Origin of the sequence: Streptomyces callyspongiae (assembly GCF_047200695.1) — a bacterium.
In the GTDB taxonomy this organism is placed as follows: Bacteria; Actinomycetota; Actinomycetes; order Streptomycetales; family Streptomycetaceae; genus Streptomyces.
This window is the reverse complement of the sequence record NZ_JBJZOM010000005.1, coordinates 242,893-265,333: the sequence shown is the minus strand read 5'-3', so window position 1 is coordinate 265,333 and position 22,441 is coordinate 242,893. Positions and strand designations below refer to the sequence as shown.

The following is a 22,441-nucleotide window of genomic DNA, read 5'->3' as shown; positions in this document are numbered from 1 at the left end:
AGTGGTCGACAGTTCGTCGCCCTCCGAAGACACGAAGCCCCCGGTTGTTCCCCCGTGACCGGGGGCTTCGTCCTGTCCTGGGCACTCCTCACGCCGGTCACCCTGGGTGAGCGCGCCTGTCCGCTGCGCCTCTGCCGAGAAGGCTGTACGCGGAGGTTCTGCGGGTTACGGGAACGAATCCGGCATGGCGTCGATGCGCATTACCGGGGAAATCCGGGTAATCCTTCCGGGACGGCCGACGGCAACTCCCGCTTTCCGAACGGTCGTTCACATGTCTGCCGCTGGTACGGGACCGGCCGGCCGTGGCGGGAGCGGGTTGGCTTCGTGGGGGACGGGATGGATTTCGGCACGCAGGACGGCCGGGACCCGCAGCCGCCGGCCGACCTGGCCTGGCTGCGCGGGGTGGACGCCTACACCGTGGGAGCGTATGCGCAGGCCGAGGAGGAGTTCCTCGCAGCGGTCCGGCTCGATCCCGGCATGGCCGACGCCTGGCTGGGGCTGCACGCACTGCGCACGGACACCGCCACGGCGCTGCTGAGGATGTACCGGCATCGGGAGCGTTTCGGCGAGCAGCGGGCACGGCACCGGCTCCAGCTGAACTCCTGGTACTGGCTGGGCTGGTGGGTGCAACCGGTGCTCGAGACGCGGCGGGACCTGTTGCTCGCGCATGCTTCGCACTGGCTCGACGGCCGGCATGTGGCCGACCTGGACCGTGCACTGGCCGACTGCCCTCCCGTGGAGGCGGACGCCCAGTCGCGGTTCCTCCACGCCTGCCGGGCCTATCTGGCCAAGGACTGGAATCTCCTGGTGCGGCACGCGGAGCCGCTCGTGCAGGATGCCGTGCTGGGCATCGAGGCCGGCCTGTTCGCGGGCATGGCGCGGGTACGTCTGGAGATGTACGCCCAGGCCGAGCCCCTGCTGGCGGCAGCGCTGATGCGGTGCCGCAGCGAGCAGCCGCAACGCAAGGAGCTGCGCTACTGGCTGGCGCGGGCCAGAGAGGGCTCGGGCCGCAGCGTGGGGGCGCTGCCGCTTTACCGGGCGGTGCACCGGGTGGATCCGGCCTTCATGGACACCGCGGCCCGCCTGGCAGCCATCGCCGAGGGGGACGGTCTGGGGGATGCGGCGGGCCTGGCCCCGGTCGTGTCGGTGGGGTGCGGCAGGACCGCGGCCTCGACGGGATCGGAGGGCGGTGCGGAGGGAGACGACCCGTCGGGCGGGTCGGCGGAGGGGTCGATCTCCGCGGCTCCGTCGGCCGACGCGGTGACGGGGTTGCCCGTGGGCGGCAACCCGTCCCGGGGGCGGAGCGTTCCACCGAACGGTGCTGGGGCGTCAACCGGGCCGGCGGGTCCCGCGGAACCGGCGCTCCTGGAGGAGGCGATGCGGGAGCTGGACCGCATGGTCGGTCTGGAACCCGTCAAGCGCCAGGTGCGGGCGCTGTCGGCGCAGCTGAGAATGGCGCGGTTGCGGGCGCACGAGGGGATGCCGGTGCAGCCGCCGAAGCGTCATTTCGTCTTCTCGGGCCCGTCGGGGACGGGGAAGACCACGGTGGCGCGGATCCTCGGCCGCGCCTTCCACGCTCTCGGGCTGCTGGGTGGTGATCACTTGGTGGAGGCCCAGCGTGCGGACCTCGTCGGGGAGTTCCTGGGGCAGACGGCCGTCAAGGCGAACGAGCTGATCGATTCGGCGCTGGGCGGGGTGCTGTTCGTCGACGAGGCGTACGCGCTGTCGAACCACGGCTACGGCAAGGGGGACGCGTACGGCGACGAAGCACTCCAGGTGCTGCTGAAGCGGGCGGAGGACAACCGTGACCGGTTGGTGGTGATCCTGGCGGGCTACCCGGAGGGTATGGACCGGTTGCTGGCCGCGAACCCGGGTCTGGGTTCGCGCTTCACCACACGGGTGGACTTCCCCAGCTACCGGCCGGCGGAGCTGACGGCGATCGGCGGGGTGCTCGCGGAGGAGAACGGCGACGCCTGGGACGCCGAGGCGCTGGAGGAGCTGGGGAGCATCGGGAGCCACGTCGTCGACCAGGGATGGATCGACGAGTTGGGCAACGGGCGGTTCCTGCGGACGCTGTACGAGAAGAGCTGCGCGTACCGCGATCTGAGGTTGTCCGGATACGGCGGCACGCCGGGGAAGGAGGATCTGGCGACGTTGCGGCTGCCGGATCTCATGCAGGCCTACGGTGAGGTGCTCGCGGGGCGGGGAGGCGATGTTCCCCGCCCCGGTCCGCCGTTCAGCTGACAGCGCGGGCCTGTGTGCGGCCGGTCTCGCCGCGGGGGCCGGGCGGGCGCGTCCGGGTGGCCGCCCCGGCCCGGTGGTGTGCCGGGTCTCGGACCTCGCCCACCAGTTTCTCGAGTACGTCCTCCAACGTCACCAGGCCGCGGACCCGGCCCTCCTCGCCCACGACGGCGGCGAGGTGGGTGGCCGCGGCTCGCATCGCGCCGAGCGCGTCGTCCAGGGGAAGGTCGGCGGGGAGCACCGGCATCCGCCGCCACAACCGGCGCGGAACGGGCCGGTCGCGGTGCTCCACATCGAGGACGTCCTTGACGTGGAGGTATCCCGGGAAGACGTCCTCGCCCGACACGGGGAAGCGGGAGTAGCCGGTGCGGGCGGTGAGTTCCTCGACGTCCCGAGGTGTCGCGGAGGGCGGCACGGTCACCACTGCCGCGGGGTCCAGCAGGACCTCGGTGAGCGGACGGCTTCCGAGTTCGAGTGCGTCGGCGAGGCGTTCGTGCTCGGACTTGCCGAGCAGACCGGCCTGCCGCGAGTCCGCCACCAGATGGGTGAGCTGTTCGCTGGTGAAGACGGCCTCGACCTCGTCCTTGGGCTCCACTCCGAAGAGCCGGAGGACGAGGCGGGAGCAGCTGCCCAGTGCGGCGGTGGCGGGGCGGCACACCCGGGCGAACGCGACGAGCGCCGGGCCCAGCCGCAGCGCGGTGCTCTCCGGTGCGGCCATCGCGAGGTTCTTCGGCACCATCTCGCCGACGACGAGGTGGAGGAACACCACCGCGACGAGGGCGATAGCGTAGCTGAACGCGTGCGTCAGGGCCGTGGGGAGCTGTGCGGCGTGGAACAGCGGCTCCAGCAGGTGGGCGACGGTCGGTTCGGCCACCGCGCCGAGGGCGAGGGAGCAGACGGTGATCCCGAACTGGGCGGCGGCCATCATCTGCGGCAGGTTCTCCAGGCCCTCCAGGACGCGCCGGGCCCGGCCCGAGCCGCCGGCGGCGAGCGGTTCGATCTGGCTGCGGCGTACGGAGACCAGTGCGAACTCGGCGCCGACGAAGAAGCCGTTGCCGAGTACGAGCAGGGCGGTGAGGACAAGCAGCAGCGCGCTCACCGGCCCGCCGCCTTGCCCGTCGTGCCGGCCGGTCGGCCGTCCGATTCGGTGCCGTTCCCGGCGAGCGGCGAGCAACGGGCGACGCGCACCCGGTCGGCGCGGTGATGGTCGACATCGGTGACCCGGAGCTGCCAGTGCGTGCCCGGCACCGGGGCCGTGTCTCCCGGGACCGGGATACGGCCGAGCAGGTCGGCGACGAGGCCGGCGACGGTGTCGTAGGGACCTTCGGGCACCGGCAGGCCGATGCGGTCGAGTGTGTCGACGCGGCAGCCGCCGTCGGCCTCCCAGGCGGGTGACCCGTCCGGTTCCGGTGATGCCGCGGTCAGTTCGGGGCGTCCGTCCCGGTCGTGTTCGTCACGGACCTCCCCGACGAGCTCCTCGACGATGTCCTCCAGCGTGACGACTCCCGCGGTCCCGCCGTACTCGTCGACGACCACGGCGATGGGCTGCTCGTTGCGGAGCCGGTCCAGCAGCGGCTGCAGCGGCAGGGACTGGGGGACGAGCAGAGCGGGAGAGGCCACCTGTGCGACAGGTGTGCGCAGACGGTCCGCGGCGGCCAGCGCGAGGGCGTCCTTGAGGTGGGCGATGCCGATGATGTCATCGAGGCGTTCGGTGTACACGGGGAACCGGGAGAGCCCGGTCGCGCGCGTGAGGTTGAGGACGTCCTCCACGGTGGCTTCCGCCTGGAGCGCGCTGACACGCACTCGGGGCGTCATGACGTGCTGCGCCGTCAGTTCGCCGAGGGAGAGGGTCCGTACGAAGAGGTCGGCGGTGTCCTGTTCCAGGGCGCCGGCCCGGGCGGAGTGACGGGCCAGCGACACGAGTTCTCCGGGGGTGCGCGCGGAGGCGAGTTCGTCGGCGGGCTCCACTCCGAGGAGGCGGACCAGTCGGTTGGCGACAGCGTTGAGGCCGGCGATGACGGGCCGGAAGAGGTGCGCGAAGATCCGCTGCGGGCCGGCGACGCGCCGGGCGACGGACAGTGGGTGAGACACGGCCCAGTTCTTGGGGACGAGTTCGCCGAGGACCATCTGGACGGCCGAGGCGGTGAGCATGCCGATGGTGACGGCGGCACCCGGCACCACGCCCGCCGGTAGTCCGGTGGCGGTGAGGGGGCCGTCGAGCAGGGCGGCGAGGGCGGGTTCGGCGAGCATCCCGACGACGAGGGAGGTCAGGGTGATGCCCAGCTGGGTGCCGGAGAGCTGGAAGGAGAGTTCGCGCAGCGCCCGGACCACGGAACGCGCACGGCGGTCGCCCGCATCGGCGGCGCGCTCGGCCTCCGGCCGCTCCACCGTCACGAGGCCGAACTCGGCCGCGACGAAGAAGCCGTTGGCGAGGATGAGCAGGAATGCGGCTGCGAGCAGCAGGAGGGGGAGGGTCATGCCGTACCGCCCGGGGGCGGAACGGCGCCGGTACTACAGGGAGATCCGTCCATTGCTGGCGGGTGTCACTCCTCGGTTCGCTGGGTCCCGCGCGGGTGCGGGCGCGGCGGGTGCCGACTGGCCACAGGGTAGCGGCGCGGCACCCGGTGAGCGCCTCCCGGGCGGTCCCGTTTCAGGCGGAAGGGGCCGCGGTGCCGTACCGGTCGACGAGCGCGCGCAGGGCGCGGGCGTCGGTGAGGGCCTGTTCGCGGGCGATGCCGGGCTGGATGCCCATCGCGGGAAGGCTGGTCCCGTCGGTGAGGTCGAGGGTGACCCAGGGGTCCCCCGGACGGAGGTTGACGCGCACGACTTCCGCCCACTCCAGGCGTCGGGTGGTGGTGAGGTTGACCACCGTGACGCCGTCCCGGGCGGCGGTGACCCGGGGGCGGCTGAGGAGGGCGAGAACACCGAGGAGGAGCAGGGCGACGAGGACGAAGGAGGCCCGCTCGCCCGGGGCGAGGCTCTCCAGCAGGAGTGCGACCAGCGTGATGGCGGCCGCGGCGACGGCACCCGAGAGGAGCAGGACGGCACGCGTCCGGTGGGGCCGGAAGGTGACGGGGAGTGCGGGCATTTGGGTCATGCGGCCGTCCTCGGCGGTCAGATGCGGCAGGCGTGGATGCCGGTGGTGAGGATGGCGCGTGCCCCGAGCGTGTACAGATCGTCCATGATCCGCTGGGCCTCCTCGGTGCGCACCATGGAGCGGACGGCCACCCAGCCCTGGTCGTGGAGCGGCGAGACCGTCGGCGATTCCAGGCCGGGTGTGAGGGCCACGGCCTGCTCCAGGTGCTCGGCGCGGATGTCGTAGTCCATCATCACGTAGCGGCGGGCGACGAGGACGCCCTGCATGCGGCGGAGGAACTGGTCGACCTTGGGGTCCTCGCGGGTCGGGTCGTCCGCGGTCTCGCCCGCGCGCCGGATCACGACCGCCTCGCTGTGGAGGATCGGCTCGCTGATGATCTCCAGACCGGCGTTGCGCAGCGTGGTGCCCGTCTCCACGACGTCCGCGATCACTTCGGCCACGCCGAGTTGGATCGCTGTCTCCACGGCGCCGTCCAGGCGCACCACGGAGGCGTCCACCCCGTTGTCGGCGAGGTGCTGCGTGACGAGCCCCGTGAAGGAGGTGGCGACGGTCATGCCGCCGAACTCCGAGACGTTCTTCGCGGTACCGGGGCGGGTGGCGTAGCGGAAGGTGGAGCCGGCGAATCCGAGCGGGAGGATCTCCTCGGCCCGGGAGCCGGAGTCCAGCAGGAGGTCCCTGCCGGTGATGCCGATGTCGAGCTTGCCGGAGCCGACGTAGACGGCGATGTCACGGGGGCGCAGGAAGAAGAACTCGACGCCGTTGGCGTTGTCGACGAGGACGAGTTCGCGGCGGTCCTTGCGCTGCCGGTATCCCGCCTCGTGCAGCATCTCCGACGCAGGCTCGGCGAGTGAACCCTTGTTGGGGACGGCGATGCGCAGCATGACGGAGCTTCCTTCGGGTGCGGGGGTGGGGCGGGGGGGTGGTGCGGGTGGAGGCGTGCGGCTCACAGGTGGGCGTAGACGTCCTGCAGGGAGACGCCTCGGGCGATCATCATGACCTGCAGATGGTAGAGGAGCTGCGAGATCTCCTCCGCGGTGCGGTCCTCGCCCTCGTACTCGGCGGCCATCCAGACCTCGGCGGCCTCCTCGACGACCTTCTTGCCGATGGCGTGGACCCCCTGGCCCACGAGCTCGGCTGTGCGCGAGGTGATCGGGTCGCTCTCGGCGGCCTTGTGCTGGAGCTCGGCGAAGAGCTCCTCGAATGTCTTGTTCGCCATGGTCCTCCCAGCCTACGCGGTCGCCACCGGTGGTCAGCGCCAGGGTTCCGCGACGGTGCGCAGGGTCGTGGCGGTGGAGACGGCGGCGGTGACGGCCTCGTGGCCCTTGTCCTCCGTGGAGCCGTCGAGTCCGGCCCGGTCGCGTGCCTGCTCCTCGGTGTCGCAGGTCAGCAGGCCGAAGCCGACGGGGACTCCGGTGTCGACGGACACCTGGGTGAGGCCTTGCGTGACGCCCTGGCACACGTAGTCGAAGTGCGGGGTTCCACCTCTCACGACCACACCGAGTGCGACAACGGCGTCGTAGCCGCGGTCAGCCAGGACCTTCGCCACCACAGGGAGTTCGAAGCTGCCGGGGACGCGGAGCAGCGTCGGCTCGTCGATGCCGAGTTCGTGGAGGGCGCGCAGGGCACCGTCGACGAGACCGTCCATGATCTCCTCGTGCCACTGGGCGGCGATGACGGCGACACGGAGGTCTCCGCAGTTCTTGACGGTCAGTTCGGGTGCGCCCTTGCCGCTCACGTTCTCTCCCGGCCTTTCGGTGCGGTGCTGGTGGGTGGTGTCGTTCGGTGGTCCCGCGACGGGACGCGGCTCACTGGTTGCCGCAGGCCGAGACGGGCTCGGCGTCGAGCCACGGCAGTTCGTGGCCCATCCGGTCGCGTTTGGTGCGCAGGTAGCGGATGTTGTGCTCGCCGGCGTCGACGGGCATGGGTTCGCGGCCCGTGACGCGCAGCCCGTGCTCGACCAGGGCGGCGGTCTTCCGGGGATTGTTGGTCATCAGCCGCAGCGAGCGGACTCCGAGGTCGGCGAGGATGCGTGCGGCCGCCGCGTAGTCGCGTGCGTCCGCGGGGAGGCCCAGTTCCAGGTTGGCGTCGAGAGTGTCGCGGCCGCGTTCCTGCAGTTCGTAGGCGCGCAGTTTGGACATCAGGCCGATGCCGCGGCCCTCGTGGCCCCGGAGGTAGAGCACCACTCCGCGGCCCTCCGCCTGGACCCGGTCGAGGGACGCCTGCAGCTGGGGGCCGCAGTCGCAGCGCTGCGATCCGAAGACGTCGCCGGTGAGGCACTCGGAGTGGACGCGCACCAGTACGTCCTCGCCGTCGCGGGCGGAGACGTCCCCGGCGACCAGGGCGATGTGCTCGATGCCGTCGGCGGTGGAGCGGTATCCGAACGCCTGGAAGTCGCCGTAGCGCGTGGGGAGGCGGGTGGTCGCCTCGCGGCGGACGGTGGGCTCGGCCCGGCGGTGGGCGATGAGGTCCTCGATGGAGATGATGGACAGGCCGTGCTTGCGGGCGAACGGGACGAGTTCGGGGAGTCGCAGCATCACGCCGTCCTCACCGGCGATCTCCACGATGGCTGCGGCCGGGCGGAGGCCCGCGAGACGGGCGAGGTCGACCCCGGCCTCGGTGTGCCCGGGACGGGCGAGCACACCGCCGTCGCGGGCACGGAGCGGGAAGACGTGGCCCGGGCGCACGAAGTCGCCCGCCGACGCCCCGGGGTCGGCGAGCAGCCGGATCGTGGTGGCGCGGTCGGCCGCGGAGATCCCGGTGGTGACGCCGTGGGCGCCGGTGGCGTCGACGGAAACGGTGAAGGCGGTGCCCATCGACTCGGTGTTGCGCTCCACCATCTGCGGCATGGCGAGCCGGTCGAGTTCGGCCGCTTCCACCGGCGCGCAGATCAGTCCGCGGCACTCGCTCATCATGAAGGCGACGATCTCGGGGGTGACGGTTTCGGCCGCCACCACGAGGTCGCCCTCGTTCTCCCGGTCCTCGTCGTCGACCACGACGACGGGCCGCCCGGCGGCGATGTCGGCGATCGCCTGCTCGACCGGGTCGAGAGCGAGCCCCGGCGTGTCGCCGGTTTCCGGGTACCAGTTCGGCAGTGCGGTCATCGCAGTGCTCCTTCCGCCTGCGGGACGACTCCGGCACCCAGCAGTCGTTCCACGTACTTGGCGAGGACGTCGACCTCCAGGTTGACCGGGTCGCCGGGCTGCTTGACGCCCAGTGTGGTCGTCTCCAGCGTGGTCGGGATCAGGCTCACGGTGAGGAAGTCTTCGCCGGCCTCGACGACGGTGAGCGAGACCCCGTCGACGGTGATGGAGCCCTTCTCGACGACGTAGCGGGCCAGGCCGTCCGGGAGGGAGATGCGCACGCTCTCCCAGTGCTCGGCGGGGGTCCGTTCGGCGATCGAGCCGGTGCCGTCCACGTGGCCCTGCACGAGGTGGCCGCCGAGGCGGCCACCGAGGGCCATCGGACGTTCGAGGTTGACGCGGGAGCCGGCGGTGAGTGCTCCGAGGCAGGACCGGTGCAGCGTCTCGGCCATCACGTCGGCGGTGAACTCGCCGCCGGCGGTGTCGACGACGGTGAGACAGACGCCGTTGACGGCGATGGAGTCGCCGTGCCGGGCGCCGTCGGTGACCCGCGGTCCCCGCAACCGGAACCGGGCGGCGTCCTGCCGGTTCTCGATCTCGACGACCTCGCCGAGTTCTTCGACGATTCCGGTGAACATCTGGGCTCCTTCAGGGTCGGTGGGCGGCGGAGCGGGTGGGTGCGCCCGGAACGGCGGTGACGCGGAGGTCGGGGCCGAGGCGGACGGTCTCGGTGATCGTCAGGCGCTGCGCCTCGGAGAGGGTGGTGACGCCGGCACCGGCCAGGGCGGCCGGGCCGGAGCCGAGCAGCACGGGGGCGAGGTAGCCGACGACCCGGTCCACCAGGCCCGCGGCGAGGAAGGCGCCGGCCAGTGTCGGCCCGCCCTCCAGCAGCACGGACCGGACCTGGCGCTGCTGCAGATGCCTCAGGAGGTCCGGCAGGGGGAGGCCGCCGTCGCACCGGGGCAGGCGGAGGACCTCCACGGTCTCGGGCAGCTGGGTGGTGTCGGCGTCCTCGGCGACGGCGACGAGGGTGGGGGCGTCGTCGTCGAGGACGCGGGCGTCCGGCCGGACCCGCGCGTCGGTGTCGAGCACGACGCGCAGCGGCTGGGTGGCTCCCGGGATGCCGCGGACCGCGAGGTGGGGGTCGTCGGCGCGGAGGGTGCCGGAGCCGACCAGCACCGCGTCCGACCGGGCGCGGAGGCGGTGGACGTCGTGGCGTGATTCCTGCGAGGTGATCCAGCGGCTCGTCCCGTCGGAGGCGGCGCTGCGGCCGTCGAGGGATGCGGCGTACTTCCAGGTGACGTGGGGTGTTCCGCGACGGACTGCGGTGAGCCAGGCGGCGTTGACCTCCGCCGCCTCGTCGGCGAGGAGACCGGGGACGACCTCGACGCCGGCGGCGGTGAGGGTGGCGGCTCCGCCCGCGGCGGCCCCGTCGGGGTCGGGGACGGCGTAGACGACCCGTGCGATCCCGGCGTCGAGGAGGGCCTGTGTGCAGGGGCCGGTACGGCCGGTGTGGTCGCAGGGCTCGAGCGTGACGACCGCGGTGCCGCCGGCCGCGTCGTCACCGGCTTCGGCGAGGGCGTGGACTTCGGCGTGCGGACCGCCGGCGCGCTGGTGCCAGCCCTCTCCCACGGCCCGGCCGTGCGGGTCGAGGACGACGCATCCGACGACGGGGTTGGGGCTGGTGGAACCCAGTCCGCGCGCGGCGAGTTCCACGGCACGGTGCATGGCGGCGCGTTCGGCCGCGGCCTGGGGGCTCTCTGCCACCGGGTCCTCCTCGCCTTCTCTGGCGCGGACTCCGGGGCTGCGAGGAACATGGACGGAACGCCGACCGGGGGATGCGCGCGGCAGCGGGGAGGTGCTCCGGAACGGAGCACAGCCGCGCGCGGCGGGTACCGGTCGTCGTCCGCCGCGCACTGCCTCCCATCCGGACTTTCACCGTCGGTCCAGGAGTTTCACCTGGTCAACCGATCACTGGCTGCGATCGGGTCGCGGACTGTAACCGCCGGTTCGGACTTTCACCGACCCCGGAGTGCGCTGACGTCACTGGTACTCCCTCAGTCTGCCACGGCGGGCCGGAGCCCATGCAGGTGACCTCCTGTGTCCTCACTCACAACGCTGTGTTCCCGCCACGTCACGCAACTGCGGACGGGCCTGCAGGGGCCGCGGAGCGTACCGGTGGTCGCTCGTTGGGGGCACGGCACGGCGGCACGCGGACGCGGGGGCCGTCCGGGTGGCACCCTCCTCGGCATGACGGCAGTGGAGCAGCGGCAGGCGGTGCCGTACGGGCCGATGGCCGGCGTGGTCGCACGCATGCGGGCGGTGCACGCCGGTTTGCCCTCGCACGACGGTGTGGCGGTGTTCAACCGGATGTACCTGCGGGTGACGGTGGAACTGGCGCGTCGCCTGGAGGCGGGTGGTTTCACCGCACGGGAGGCCTCGGCGGATCTCGCGGTGCGCTTCGCGGACCGGTACCTGCGGGCGGTGGAAGGATTCTTCGACCATGGGTGCGGACCGGCGTGCTGGCGCCCGTTGTTCCGGTCGCGGGGCCATCCGGGCGTGCGGCCCGTCCAGTTCGCACTGGCGGGGATCAACGCGCACATCGGGCACGATCTGGCCCTGGCTCTGCTGGACACCTGCCGCGCGAGGGGCGCCCGGCCCGCTCTGCTGGAGCGGGACTTCGACCGGGTGGGCGAGGTGCTGGCGGAACTGGAGGAGGCGGTGCGCGAGGAGTTGATGCCCGGCCCCGACCTGCTGGAGGTGGCGGACCCGCTGACGCACCTGGTGGGGGCGTGGAGTCTGGACCGCGCACGGGACGGAGCGTGGGTGGCCTTCAGGTCCATGTGGGGCCTGCGCCGCTTTCCCGACCTGACGGAGGAGTTCGCGGAGCGGCTGGACGCGGCGGTGGGCCTGGCCGGTCGCTGCCTGGTCACTCCGCTGGACGTGCGCGTCCGGCGCGGGTGAGCGGGGCGGCGGCCCACCCCGGGGTGGGCCGCCGCGGACGCCTCAGTCTTCGGGGAGTTCCACGGGGGCGATCTCGTCGAAGACATCGCCCGGGCCGGGGTTCGAGGGATCCGTGGCACCACCGAGGTGGTGCATCACGCCCCACACGGCGTTCAGCGCCGTCTGGACCGCTCCCTCTGCCCAGCCCGCCGTCCAGGAGATGTCGTCGCCGGCGAGGAACAGGCCGCGACGCCCCTCCGGCAGCCGGTCCTGCATGAAGTGGGTGAACAGGCGCCGCTGGTACCGGTAGTGGCCGGGAAGGTTCGCCTTGAAGGCGCCCATGAAGTAGGGCTCGTTCTCCCAGGACACCGTCACCGGGTCTCCGATGATGTGGCGGCGGATGTCGACCTTCGGATAGATCTCCTTGAGCGACTTCAGCATGACGTCCATGCGCTCCCGGGTGCTCAGCGGGAGCCACTTGAGGCTGTCGTCGCACCAGGTGTAGGAGAGGCAGATGACCGCGGGCCGGTCCGGGCCGTCGTCCAGGAGGTACGTGCCGCGCGTCATCCGGTCGGTGAGCGTCATCGACATCGTGTCGCGTCCGGTCTCCGCGTCCTCGTCGAGCCAGAACGGCCGGTCGACGGGCACGAACAGCTTGGACGACTCCATGTAGTGGGTGCGCTCCACCGCCGTCCAGTGGTCGATGGGCAGCAGCGCGTCGTCACAGTCGATCTTGCTCAGCATCAGCCAGGACTGCGCGGTGAAGACCGCGGCGCGGTAGGTGCGGATGCGCCCGTCGGCGTCGGTCACCGTGATGCGGTCGCCGGCCGTGCGGTGCAGGCGTGTCACGGCGGGGCGGGGCCGGCCGCCGTCGTGCAGGGAGGCGAGGGAGGTGCCGTGCGGCCAGTGGACGATCTTGGCGGGCTCCCGCTCCCAGAGTCGCTCCGGCAGCTGCTGGCTGCCGCCGACGATGCCGCGGTGGTCGTCGTCGGCGCCGGTGTAGACGACGCGGAGGATCTCGAGGATGGAGTTGGGGAAGTCGGTGTCCCAGCCGCCGGTGCCGAATCCCACCTGGCCGAAGATCTCCCGGTGGCGGAAGGACGAGAACGACGGGGAGTCGCACAGGAAGCCGTAGAAGGTCTGGTTGTCGAGCTTCTCGACCAGCTGCGCCCAGATCTCCCGGATGCGCGGCACATCGCGCTCACGGATGGCCTGCTGCATGTCGGAGAAGTCGGCGCCCTCCTCGAGACAGGCGTTCCAGGCCTCCATGACCTGGTGGTACACCTCGGGCAGGTCGTCGAGCGTGCGGGCATAGTGCGACTCCCCCTTGAGGTCGACGACGGTCGAGGGAGTGTCGGGGGCCAGCGGGTTGGGGAAGGGCGTGGTCCGCAGGTCCGCCAGGTCCACGTAGTGCTGGAAGGCGGTGGAGGACGGCGGGAAACGCATCGCGCCCATCTCGGCGGTCAGGTCTCCGTCGCAGCCCTCGAAGCGGTCGGTGCGCAGCCGGCCGCCTATCCGGTCGGCCTCGTGGACGACCGGCTTGAGCCCCATCTTCATCAGTTCGTAGGCGGCGACGATGCCGGACAGGCCACCGCCGATGACCGCGACCTCGGTGCCGTGCTCGGTGGCGGGGACGGCTCCGATGCCTGCCGGGTGGGCCAGGAAGTCGTCGTAGGCGAACGGGAAGTCCGGGCCGAACATGGTGAGCGGCTGCTCGGCGTGTGCGGTGGCGTCCTGGTCGCGGTGGTCGTCGTCGTGGGCGGCCGTGGGCACGGTGGACGTCATCGGTGGGTCTCTCCTTGCGGGTGGTACAGCTCGGGACGGCGGTCCGCGAGATAGGTGTTCTCCGCCCGGGAGGCGGCGAGCAGCGCGGGGTCGGCCTCGGCGACGAGGAGTTCCTCGCCCGAACCGGCGCGGGCGCGGACGGCCCCGTCCGGGGCGGCGAGGCAGCTGAGCCCCGCGAAGGCGAAGTCCCCCTCCGTCCCGGAGCGGTTGGCGTAGGCGATGTACATCTGGTTCTCCCAGGCGCGGGCCGGGAGCAGGGTGTGCGCCACGAACTCGTAGGGGCGCATCAGTGCGGTGGGGACCACGAGCACGTCGGTGCCGGCGAGGGCGTGGGCGCGGACCGCTTCGGGGAACTCGACGTCGTAGCAGACGAGGAGGCCCAGGCGGAGGCCGTCGAGGTCCGCCTGCACCACGGGTTCGCCGCCGGGGGTGAAGTGGGTGCGTTCGTAGTCGCCGTACAGGTGGGTCTTGCGGTAGTGGGCGAGAGTCTCCCCCGTCGGGCCGACGAGGTGGACGGAGTTGTGGACGAGGTCCCCCGCTCGTTCCGGATAGCCGTACGCCACGGCGAGGCCGTGGTGTGCGCAGATGCGTGCGACGGCCTCCGCGCCGGGGCCGTCCACCGGCTCGGCGCACTCGGCGGTGCGGGCTCCCAGGGCATATCCGGTGAGGTACAGCTCCGGAGCGACGAGCAGCCGGGCGCCGCGAAGGGCGGCGCGGCGGGCGGCGGCGTCGAGGGCATCGAGGGAGACGTCGGTGGTGGCGGGTACACCGCCGGGGCCCTGGTACAGCGCGATGCGCAGCGGCGGCATGGAACCTCTGACCTGGTCGTACGGGGATGCGGGGAAGCAACCTCGACGGTACGGGGGCCGGATACGCCGGACAAGACGCGTCCGTTGCGTCTGCACCGGGCGTTCGTTGCGTGTTCTGCCACTCGAACGGCGATGTGTTGCAGGGCGCGTCGGGGATCGAGGTGGGGGGGGACGGGAGCTGTCAGCGGTCGGAGCGGCTGGGAGGGCCCGCGTCCGCTCGGTCGGTGGACCTTGCTCGCCGGAGCCTCACGTCAGGTGGGTGCTCCGGAGGAGTAGCGGCGCAGCAGCGGGGAGAGCACCAGTACGGACCGGGTGCGTTCGACGAACGGCTCGGACGCGATGCGTTCCAGCACCGTCTCGAAGTGCCGCATGTCGGCGGCGAAGACCTGCACGACGGCGTCGGCGTCGCCGGTGACGGTCGAGGCCGACACGACCTCGGGGTAGCGGGTCAGGGCGCGGCGGATGTCCTGCGGACCGGTGTTGGAGCGGCAGTACATCTCGATGAAGCCCTCGGTCTCCCAGCCGAGGGCGGCGGGGTCGACGCGCACCGTGAATCCGGTGATCGCTCCTTCTGCGCGCAGTCTGTCCACGCGGCGCTTGACCGCCGGGGCGGAGAGCCCGACCTCGGTCCCGATGTCTGCGTAGGAGCGCCGCGCGTCCTCGGCGAGGACACGGACGATGCGTTCGTCGAGTTCGTTCAGGTGTCGCACGGCAGGTGGTTCACTTCGCTTTTCGCGGCAGGGCGGGCAGGGTGGCGCGGCACCGTCGGCGACGACGTGTTCCGCCGGTGGGAGGGCGACCGGCGGCGTCCCCGCTGCGGCTCCCGGGGCCGGTCCTGTCAGCGTTCCCGCACGTCACGGTGCCGCCGTGGGCGGGGGGCGCTGCACACCGGAAGCGTACTGGAACGGGGCGCGGGTGCCGGGCGCGCTGCTGCCCGTGCGCGCGTCACTGCCCGGCGGGCACCGCGCGGGCCCAGGTCCGCCCGTCGTCGAGGTGGCGGTCCAGGGCGAGTCCGGCGCGTGCCAGAGCTTCCTCGAACGGGCCGTCCGGGAGGTCGTGGGAGAGGAAGGTGTGGCTCCAGGTGGCGTCCTCGAACGCGTACTCCATGCGCGTCCGTTTGACGCCCTCCGGTGTGTACTCGCGGAGCGTGACCCGCACGGTCATGCCGTCGCGGTGCCATGTGTCACCGGCCTCCTTGGAACGGTGCCACGCGCCCTCCCGCTGCACCAGTACGGCCCCGCCCGGGGCGACGTGGCGGGCGCAGGTCGCCAGGAGGGCGTCCCGCAGTGCGGGGTCGGCGGTGTTGACCAGGAACGAGGCCAGCAGCACCACGTCGAAGCGGGTGTCCAGCCGGAGGTCCTCGATGGTGGACCGCACGGTGGGGGTTCCGCCGATGTGGGCCAGCATCTCCGCGGACTCGTCGACGGCCGTGACGCGGAAGCCCTTCTCGAGCAGGGGCCGGGTCGTGCGGCCCGCTCCGGCGCCGAGTTCCAGCACGGTCGCGCCGGGTGGGGCGGTCCCGGCGACGACGTCCGCGGTCCCGTCCCCGGGGAGGCGGGTGTAGAGGCTGACGGAACAGCCGTCCGGGGTGAACGTGCCGGGGCCGGTTCCCTGGTGGAGACGGGACCGCAGGGTGGAGTCGATGTCCTCGGTCATGGGGGCCATTGGAGCAGGGTCCGGGGCGCGGGAGAAGGGTGCGCGTCCCCGCCCCTGCCCGGCCGGGCAGGGGCGGGGACGAGGTGTCACCAGCTGTGGTGCAGGGGCTTCCCCTCGGCGTAGCCGGCGGCGCTCTGCACGCCGACAACGGCACGCTCCGCGAACTCCTCGAGTGTTCCGGCGCCGGCGTACGTGCAGGCCGAGCGGACGCCGGCGATGACGGAGTCGACGACGTCCTCGACGCCCGGGCGGGCCGGGTCGACATACATGCGCGAGGTGGAGATGCCCTCCTCGAAGAGGCCCTTTCGGGCGCGGTCGTAGGCCGACTCCTCGCTGGTGCGGTTCCGCACCGCGCGCGCGGAGGCCATGCCGAAGGACTCCTTGTAGAGACGGCCGTCGGAGGCCTGCTGCAGGTCCCCGGGGGACTCGAAGGTGCCGGCGAACCATGACCCGATCATCACGTTGGACGCCCCGGCGGCCAGGGCCATGGCGACGTCGCGCGGGTGCCTGACGCCGCCGTCCGCCCACACGTGCTTGCCGTGCCGTCGTGCCTCGGCGGCACACTCGAGCACCGCGGAGAACTGCGGGCGTCCGACGCCGGTCATCATGCGGGTCGTGCACATCGCACCGGGTCCGACGCCGACCTTGACGATGTCCGCGCCGGCGTCGATCAGGTCCCGCACGCCGTCGGCGGCCACCACGTTGCCCGCGACGACGGGGACCTGCGGGTCGAGGGACCGCACCGAGCGCAGGGCCTCCAGCATGCGTTCCTGGTGGCCGTGCGCGGTGTCGACGACCAGGGTGTCGACCCCCGCGTCGAGGAGTTTGCGGGCACGTCCGGCGACGTCGCCGTTGATGCCGACGGCTGCGGCGACGCGCAGCCGCCCCTCCGCGTCGGTCGCCGGGGTGTAGAGCGTGGCGCGCAGCGCGCCCTTGCGGGTGAGGATGCCGACGAGGCGGCCCTCCGCGTCCACGGCGGGAGCAAGCCTGCGGTGTGCTGCGTCCAGCCGGTTGAAGGCGTCCCGCGGGTCGACGTCCGCGTCGAGGACGAGCAGGTCGCGGGACATGACCTCCGTGAGCTGGGTGAAGCGGTCGACTCCGCTGAGGTCCGACTCGGTCACGATGCCGACCGGGCGTCCGTCGCGCACCACCACACCCGCGCCGTGCGCCCGCTTGGGCAGCAGGGACAGGGCGTCGGCGACGGTCTGCTGCGGTGCCAGGGTGATGGGGGTGTCCAGTACGAGGTGCCGTTGCTTGACCCAGGAGGTGACGTCGGCGACCACGTCGAGCGGGATGTCCTGCGGGACGACGGCGAGGCCGCCGCGCCGGGCCATGGTTTCGGCCATGCGCCGACCGGCCACGGCCGTCATGTTGGCCACGACGAGCGGGATGGTGGTACCGGTGCCGTCCGAACTCGCCAGGTCCACTCCCTGGCGGGAACCGACGGCACTGCGGCAGGGGACCATGAAGACATCGTCGTAGGTGAGGTCGTACGACGGACGCTGATCATTCAGAAAACGCACGTACCTCATTGTCCCATGCGGGGGTGGCCGGAAGGGAACGGCCGATCGTCCAGTCCCGGCCCGCGCCGGTGGTGCGATCCCACAACCTCGCCGCTGGCGCCGGACCGGGCGGTGCGGGTGGTCAGGCGCCGTCGGGGTCGGCGCGTTCGAGGGCGGGGCGCAGCGGGGCCGCGGTCGTGTCCTGGAGGAGGTGGTCGGCGGCTGCGGTGTCGGTGACGAGGCTGGTGACCAGTCCGGAGCGGAGGACCGCGGCGATGGCGTCCGCCTTGCGCTGCCCGCCGGCGATGGCGACGACCTCGGGGATGCGCCGCAGCCGGTCCGCCTCGACCGTGATGCAGCGTTCGCCGAGGTCCCGGCCGATGCGCCGGCCCTGGGTGTCGAAGAGGTGGGCGGACATTTCGGCAGCGACACCGAGGGAGGAGTAGTAGGCCCGTTCGGAGTCGCTCAGCATGTCGTGCACGGTGGAGACGCCCGGCTCCCAGGAGCCGATGGAGACGGCGGCGACGGTGACCTTGTCGAAGTACTCGAAGGCCCGTGAGATGCCCGTCTGGCTGCGCAGTGCAGCGGCGGTGGCCGGGTCGGGGAGGAGCATGGGCGCGTAGAGGGGGTGCGCCTCTCCCCCGGCGACCTCCGCCGCGCGGCGCACGGCCTCCACGGAGCCGCGGTCGGCGGTGCCCGCGTCGTAGACGCCGGTCAGCTGGACGACGGTGCAGGGCGGGAGTTGGCGGAGCGCTGCGGCCATGTGGATGGTGGAGCGTCCCCAGGCCAGTCCGAGTACATCGCCGTCGGTGACGAGTTCACCGAGCAGGTCTGCGGCGACCTCACCGAGGTTCTCCGGGTCGGCTCCCGCTTCCTCCGCGGCGGTGTCGGTGCTCTCCGTCGGTGATTCGACGACGACGGCGTGCCGCAGGCCGTAGCGTGCGCGCAGCGCGTCCGACCGCTGGGCGTCCAGTTCCGCCGGTACGCGGATCTCGATGCGCACCAGGTCGCGGTCGAGGGCGGTCTCCAGGACGCGCGCCACCTTGAAACGGCTGACGCCGAACTCGTCGGCGATCTGGATCTTGGACTTGCCCTCCAGGTAGAAGCGGCGGGCAATGGCCGCCGCTTGCATCAGCTCGGCGGGTCCCATTCTTGTGGCCCGACCCGTCGACACCGCACTCACCTCACTGTTCTGCCGTCACTGCGCTTCCGCACCGCTCGTTCATCCTCGCAGATGCCGCGCGGCATGTGGCCCGTGCGTGCCCGGAGATCACGAGCCGGTGACGCCGGGCCGCCTCTCCCGTCGTCGCGGGGGTGGCACGGTGGGCGTCAGTGGCGGCAGGTGCCGCCTGCGGCCCGCTCGGCCCGGTGCCGCAGCGACCTGACGGCGGCCGCCGGGTCGTCGGCGCCGTACACGGCCGAGCCCGCGACGAAGACGTCGGCCCCGGCCTCGGCACAGCGTTCGATGGTGGCCCCCGAGACGCCTCCGTCCACCTGGAGCCACATCTCCAAACCGTGCTTGCCGATGAGTTCCCGGGTCCGGCGGATCTTGGGCAGCATGATGTCCAGGAAGGCCTGGCCTCCGAAGCCCGGCTCCACCGTCATGACCAGCAGCATGTCCAGCTCGGGCAGCAGGTCCTCGTACGGTTCGACGGGAGTGGCCGGCTTGAGGGCCATCGCCGCGCGGGCGCCTCCCGCGCGGATCTCGCGGGCGAGCCGTACGGGGGCGGCGGCGGCCTCGGCGTGGAAGGTGACCGACCCGGCCCCCGCCTCGACGTACTGCGGCGCCCAGCGGTCCGGGTCGTCGATCATCAGGTGGCAGTCGAGCGGGGTGTCGGTCGCCCGGTGCAGGGACTCGACCACGGGTACGCCGAGCGTGAGGTTGGGGACGAAGTGGTTGTCCATGACGTCCACGTGGAGCCAGTCGGCGCCCTCGACCGCTTTCGCCTCGTCGGCGAGGCGGGCGAAGTCGGCGGAGAGGATGCTGGGGTTGATCTGAGCCATGCCGCAAGTATCCCGTCCCGCAGGACCTCCCGGCCGCCGGGTCACGCCGTCCGCCGGAGCAGGGCGAGATACATGGCGTCGGTTCCGTGGACATGCGGCCACAGTTGGACGTCGGGCCCTTCGCCGAGGGCGGGTACGCCGGGCAGCGCGGGCCGCGCGTCGACCAGTTCGGCGCCCCCGGTGCGCTTGAGGACGTCGTCCACGACGGCCCGGGTCTCCGCGGGGTGCGGGGAGCAGGTCGCGTAGCAGACCACGCCTCCCGGGCGGGCCGCCGCGAGTGCCTGTTCCAGCAGGCCGCGCTGGAGCGGAGCGAACCCGTCGAGGTCCTCGGGACGCCGGCGCCACCGGGCTTCGGGCCGGCGCCGGAGTGCTCCCAGCCCCGTGCAGGGCACGTCGGCCAGCACCCGGTCGAAGGTGCCGGGCCGCCACGGCGGGCGGGTGCCGTCCGCCGTGACGACCTGCCAGGGACCGGGGTTGCCCTCCAGCGCCCGGGCGACGAGTCGGGAGCGGTGGTGCTGCCGTTCGGCGGCGGTCAGGGACGCGTCGTGCCCCGAGGCCAGTGCCGCGAGGAGGGCGGCCTTGCCTCCCGGGCCCGCGCAGACGTCGAGCCAGGCCGCGTCGGGGCCCTCGAGCGGGGTCCGTGCCAGGGCCAGTGCGACGAGTTGGCTGCCCTCGTCCTGCACACCGGCACGGCCCTCGCGGACGGCGTCCAGGGCGCCGGGCTCGCCGCCGTCGCTGAGGCGCACCGCGTACGGCGACCAGCGGCCGCGAACGGCGTGGGCGTCGAGCAGCTCCTCCGGACGTGCCCGTCCGGGCCGGGCCACGAGGGTGACCTCGGGGCGTTCGTTGTCCGCGGCGAGCAGTTCCTCCATGTCCTGCCGGCCCCCGCCGAGGGCGTCCCAGAGTGCGGAGACGACCCATCGGGGGTGGGAGTACCGGATGCCGAGATGTTCCTCGGGGTCCTCCTCGTACGGCGGTGCGACCCGCTGCAGCCAGCCGTCGAGGTCGGCGGCGGCGATGCGCCGCAGCACGGCGTTGACGAACTTGGCGCGGCCGTCGCCCAGGACGACGCGTGCGAGTTCCACGGTGGCGCTGACGGCGGCGTGGGAGGGGATGCGGGTGCCGAGGAGCTGGTGCGCTCCGAGGGACAGGACGTCGAGGACCGGCGGGTCCACGTCGCGCAGTGCACGGTCGACGCATTCGGCGAGGATCGCGTCGTAGGTGCCCTGGTGACGCAGGGTGCCGTACACGAGTTCGGTGGCGAGTGCGGCGTCCCTGGTGTCGAGTTCGCCGGAGTCCCGGGCTCTGCGCAGCAGCGGGGGCAGCACGAGATTGGCGTAGGCGTCGCGCTCGTCGACCGCACGCAGGGCCTCGAAGGCGAGTATGCGGACGGGGTCCTTGCGGGGGCGCCGGTAACGGCGGGGCTGCTGCGCGGGGCGGCGGGGCCGGTTGTTCACGGGGATGGGTGCTCCGGGACGGTGTGCGGGGGCAGGCCCAGCGTAGCCCGCCCACCGGCGGCGCCGCGGGGCCTCGAGCGGGCGTTCAGTCGCCGAGACGGTCCGCGGGGCCGATGCGGACGCCGCGGGCCCAGTCCGCGGCCTTCATGGGCTTCTTGCCCTGCGGCTGCACCCACAGCAGCCGCACGGCGTGCGAGCCCGTCCCGACGAGAACCTCCTTCTTCCCCGCGACGATCTCGCCGGGCGCCGCTCCGGTGTGTTCCGGGGCCGGTTCGGCGGCGCGCACCTTGAGCCGCTCGCCGCGGAAGGTCGTCCAGGCGCCGGGGGCGGGGGCGCATCCGCGCACCACGCGGTCCACGCGCAGTGCGGGAGCGGTCCAGTCGACACGGGCGTCGTCGACGGTGATCTTGGGGGCGAAGCTGACGCCCTCGGAGTCCTGGGGAACGGCCTCCAGCGTGCCGTCCTCGATGCCGTCCATGGTGGCCGCGAGCAGTCCGGCTCCGGCGAACGCGAGCCTGGTGAGGAGGTCGCCGCTGGTGTCGGCGGGGCGCACGCGTTCGGTGAGCACACCGTAGACCGGCCCGGAGTCGAGGCTCTCCTCGATGCGGAAGGTGGAGGCGCCGGTCATTTCGTCGCCGGCGAGCAGCGCGTGCTGGACGGGCGCTGCGCCGCGCCAGGCCGGCAGCAGCGAGAAGTGCAGGTTGACCCAGCCGTGGGCCGGAATGTCGAGGGCCTCGCGCGGGAGGAGCGCGCCGTAGGCGACGACGGGGCAGCAGTCCGGTGCGAGGGCGGCGAGCCGGGCGAGGAAGTCGGGGTCGCGGGGGCTCCGGGGCCGCAGAACCTCGATCTCCGCTTCCCTGGCGCGCTGCGCGACGGGGCTGGCCACGAGGTGACGGCCCCGTCCTGCGCGGGCGTCCGGTCGGGTGACGACCGCCGCGACCTCGTGCCGGTCGGACGCGAGCAGGGCGTCCAGGGCGGGTACGGCGACCTCGGGGGTTCCGGCGAAGACGAGCCTCATCGGTGGGGAATGACCTCTCGCTGGCGGCTGGGGGCGCGGACGAGTCTACGGGCCGTCACGGGACGTCCCGGTCAGGCCCACCAGGAGGCGGTGGGGGGTCCGCGGGAGCGCGGCGGGCATCGCACGACCCCCGGGAACTGTCGCGCGCCCGGGGCGTGACTGATCGGGCGGGTCGCGCGTTGGTCAAGGCAGATTGACCTTTCAGGGCCGCTCGCGCTGCGGCCCCGTCCCTGTCACGCCGGCTCGAGAGGCTTCTTCATGGCCGACCACGCAACCCACGACGCTCAGGCGCGGGCCAGCCTGCACCTGCTGGTGCGGGACATCGAGCGGGTCCGCCGGCAGGTGGACGCGCTGCGCACGCTCACCGCCCAGCTCGGGAACGTCTACCGGCCGCGCCGCGCCGGATCGTCGGCCGGCTTCGTGGTCTACGGCCGGGCGCCGGCGCCGACGGTGCGGCTGGCGCAGGAACTGCGCGACAGCGTGGAGACGCTGGTGACGGCCGCGGTCGACTTCGATCGGTCCCTGGGCTTCTCCTGGGACGCGGTCGGTTCGGCGCTCGGCGTCACCAAGCAGGCGGTGCACCGTCGCTACGGTGCGCGCCGCCATGCTGCCGCCGCGCAGCCCGGGACGAGCGCCGGCGAGGAGGGGCGTACCGAGGAGGCTCCGCACCCTCCGGCACGTCCGGTGGCGGCGCGCGGCGCCGGCCGCGTGGGCACCGCTCCGGCCGTGCCCGCGGCGCGTTCGGTTCCGGGACAGACCCCGCAGTCCGCGCGCAACGAACCACGGCCCGGGGCGTTCCCGGGCCCGCGTCACGGCTGACTCCTCCGCAGCCGTCCCCGTCGCCCGGCG

At 72.8% G+C, this 22,441-nt stretch carries 21 protein-coding genes and 1 riboswitch; of the genes, 3 read left to right on the top strand and 18 right to left on the bottom strand.

The window, feature by feature from the left end; genetic code table 11:
• The first annotated feature begins 336 nt into the window (after positions 1–336).
• Positions 337–2,244: an AAA family ATPase gene (locus tag ACL06G_RS06875; RefSeq protein ID WP_412835572.1), complete on the top strand. Its 1,908-nt coding sequence runs from the start codon at positions 337–339 to the stop codon at positions 2,242–2,244.
• On the opposite strand, the gene ACL06G_RS06870 is transcribed toward ACL06G_RS06875, so the two are convergent.
• From ACL06G_RS06870 to ribD, 9 genes are all read right to left on the bottom strand, one after another.
• Positions 2,237–3,340, bottom strand: coding sequence for a hemolysin family protein (locus tag ACL06G_RS06870; protein ID WP_412784346.1), 1,104 nt, complete (start codon positions 3,338–3,340; stop codon positions 2,237–2,239). The genes ACL06G_RS06875 and ACL06G_RS06870 overlap by 8 nt on opposite strands.
• Entirely contained in the window at positions 3,337–4,719 is a 1,383-nt protein-coding gene (locus ACL06G_RS06865) for a hemolysin family protein (protein WP_412835571.1), read from the bottom strand. The genes ACL06G_RS06870 and ACL06G_RS06865 overlap by 4 nt, the downstream gene beginning before the upstream one ends.
• A gap of 172 nt (positions 4,720–4,891) precedes the next feature.
• Entirely contained in the window at positions 4,892–5,338 is a 447-nt protein-coding gene (locus ACL06G_RS06860; RefSeq protein WP_412784344.1) for a PH domain-containing protein, read from the bottom strand.
• A gap of 17 nt (positions 5,339–5,355) precedes the next feature.
• Positions 5,356–6,219: an ATP phosphoribosyltransferase gene (hisG, locus tag ACL06G_RS06855; RefSeq protein WP_412784343.1), complete on the bottom strand. Its 864-nt coding sequence runs from the start codon at positions 6,217–6,219 to the stop codon at positions 5,356–5,358.
• 62 nt (positions 6,220–6,281) lie between these two features.
• Positions 6,282–6,554, bottom strand: coding sequence for a phosphoribosyl-ATP diphosphatase (locus tag ACL06G_RS06850; RefSeq protein ID WP_412784342.1), 273 nt, complete (start codon positions 6,552–6,554; stop codon positions 6,282–6,284).
• A gap of 33 nt (positions 6,555–6,587) precedes the next feature.
• On the bottom strand, positions 6,588–7,073 hold the full coding sequence (gene ribH, locus ACL06G_RS06845; RefSeq protein ID WP_412784341.1) for a 6,7-dimethyl-8-ribityllumazine synthase: 486 nt from the start codon (positions 7,071–7,073) through the stop codon (positions 6,588–6,590).
• 70 nt (positions 7,074–7,143) lie between these two features.
• Positions 7,144–8,439, bottom strand: coding sequence for a bifunctional 3,4-dihydroxy-2-butanone-4-phosphate synthase/GTP cyclohydrolase II (locus ACL06G_RS06840; protein WP_412784340.1), 1,296 nt, complete (start codon positions 8,437–8,439; stop codon positions 7,144–7,146).
• Positions 8,436–9,056: a riboflavin synthase gene (locus tag ACL06G_RS06835; protein WP_412784339.1), complete on the bottom strand. Its 621-nt coding sequence runs from the start codon at positions 9,054–9,056 to the stop codon at positions 8,436–8,438. The genes ACL06G_RS06840 and ACL06G_RS06835 overlap by 4 nt, the downstream gene beginning before the upstream one ends.
• A 10-nt stretch (positions 9,057–9,066) precedes the next feature.
• Positions 9,067–10,146, bottom strand: a complete 1,080-nt coding sequence (gene ribD / locus ACL06G_RS06830; RefSeq protein ID WP_412835582.1) for a bifunctional diaminohydroxyphosphoribosylaminopyrimidine deaminase/5-amino-6-(5-phosphoribosylamino)uracil reductase RibD — start codon at positions 10,144–10,146, stop codon at positions 9,067–9,069.
• Between the two features lie 181 nt (positions 10,147–10,327).
• Positions 10,328–10,458: riboswitch (FMN riboswitch) on the bottom strand.
• Between the two features lie 210 nt (positions 10,459–10,668).
• Between ribD and ACL06G_RS06825 the strand changes: the two genes are divergently transcribed.
• A complete protein-coding gene (locus tag ACL06G_RS06825; RefSeq protein WP_412784338.1) occupies positions 10,669–11,382 on the top strand; it encodes a DUF5995 family protein in 714 nt (237 codons plus the stop codon).
• A gap of 42 nt (positions 11,383–11,424) precedes the next feature.
• Here ACL06G_RS06825 and ACL06G_RS06820 read toward each other — a convergent pair whose 3' ends face one another.
• The 9 genes from ACL06G_RS06820 to fmt all read right to left on the bottom strand — a co-directional run bounded on the left by ACL06G_RS06820 (position 11,425) and on the right by fmt (position 21,592).
• Positions 11,425–13,146, bottom strand: a complete 1,722-nt coding sequence (locus ACL06G_RS06820) for a flavin monoamine oxidase family protein (protein WP_412835570.1) — start codon at positions 13,144–13,146, stop codon at positions 11,425–11,427.
• Positions 13,143–13,955 carry a carbon-nitrogen hydrolase family protein gene (locus ACL06G_RS06815; RefSeq protein WP_412835569.1) on the bottom strand — a complete coding sequence of 271 codons (813 nt, stop codon included), beginning with the start codon at positions 13,953–13,955 and terminating at the stop codon, positions 13,143–13,145. The genes ACL06G_RS06820 and ACL06G_RS06815 overlap by 4 nt, the downstream gene beginning before the upstream one ends.
• A gap of 251 nt (positions 13,956–14,206) precedes the next feature.
• Positions 14,207–14,656, bottom strand: coding sequence for an Lrp/AsnC family transcriptional regulator (locus ACL06G_RS06810; RefSeq protein WP_412784406.1), 450 nt, complete (start codon positions 14,654–14,656; stop codon positions 14,207–14,209).
• Positions 14,657–14,900: 244 nt separating this feature from the next.
• A complete protein-coding gene (locus tag ACL06G_RS06805; RefSeq protein ID WP_412784334.1) occupies positions 14,901–15,611 on the bottom strand; it encodes a class I SAM-dependent methyltransferase in 711 nt (236 codons plus the stop codon).
• An 86-nt stretch (positions 15,612–15,697) separates the two neighbouring features.
• Positions 15,698–17,143 carry a GuaB1 family IMP dehydrogenase-related protein gene (locus tag ACL06G_RS06800; protein ID WP_412784333.1) on the bottom strand — a complete coding sequence of 482 codons (1,446 nt, stop codon included), beginning with the start codon at positions 17,141–17,143 and terminating at the stop codon, positions 15,698–15,700.
• 112 nt (positions 17,144–17,255) lie between these two features.
• Complete coding sequence (locus ACL06G_RS06795; protein ID WP_412784332.1) at positions 17,256–18,263, bottom strand: sugar-binding transcriptional regulator; 1,008 nt, start codon at positions 18,261–18,263, stop codon at positions 17,256–17,258.
• Between the two features lie 179 nt (positions 18,264–18,442).
• Positions 18,443–19,117, bottom strand: a complete 675-nt coding sequence (gene rpe / locus ACL06G_RS06790; protein ID WP_412784331.1) for a ribulose-phosphate 3-epimerase — start codon at positions 19,115–19,117, stop codon at positions 18,443–18,445.
• 41 nt (positions 19,118–19,158) lie between these two features.
• The gene (locus tag ACL06G_RS06785) at positions 19,159–20,574 is read right to left on the bottom strand and encodes an RsmB/NOP family class I SAM-dependent RNA methyltransferase (protein WP_412784330.1); all 1,416 of its coding nucleotides are present in this window, start codon (positions 20,572–20,574) and stop codon (positions 19,159–19,161) included.
• Positions 20,575–20,659: 85 nt separating this feature from the next.
• Positions 20,660–21,592, bottom strand: a complete 933-nt coding sequence (gene fmt, locus ACL06G_RS06780) for a methionyl-tRNA formyltransferase (protein WP_412835568.1) — start codon at positions 21,590–21,592, stop codon at positions 20,660–20,662.
• Between the two features lie 258 nt (positions 21,593–21,850).
• Here fmt and ACL06G_RS06775 point away from each other — a divergent pair, with 258 nt between their 5' ends.
• Positions 21,851–22,411, top strand: a complete 561-nt coding sequence (locus tag ACL06G_RS06775; protein WP_412784328.1) for a hypothetical protein — start codon at positions 21,851–21,853, stop codon at positions 22,409–22,411.
• The last annotated feature ends 30 nt before the right edge of the window (positions 22,412–22,441 follow it).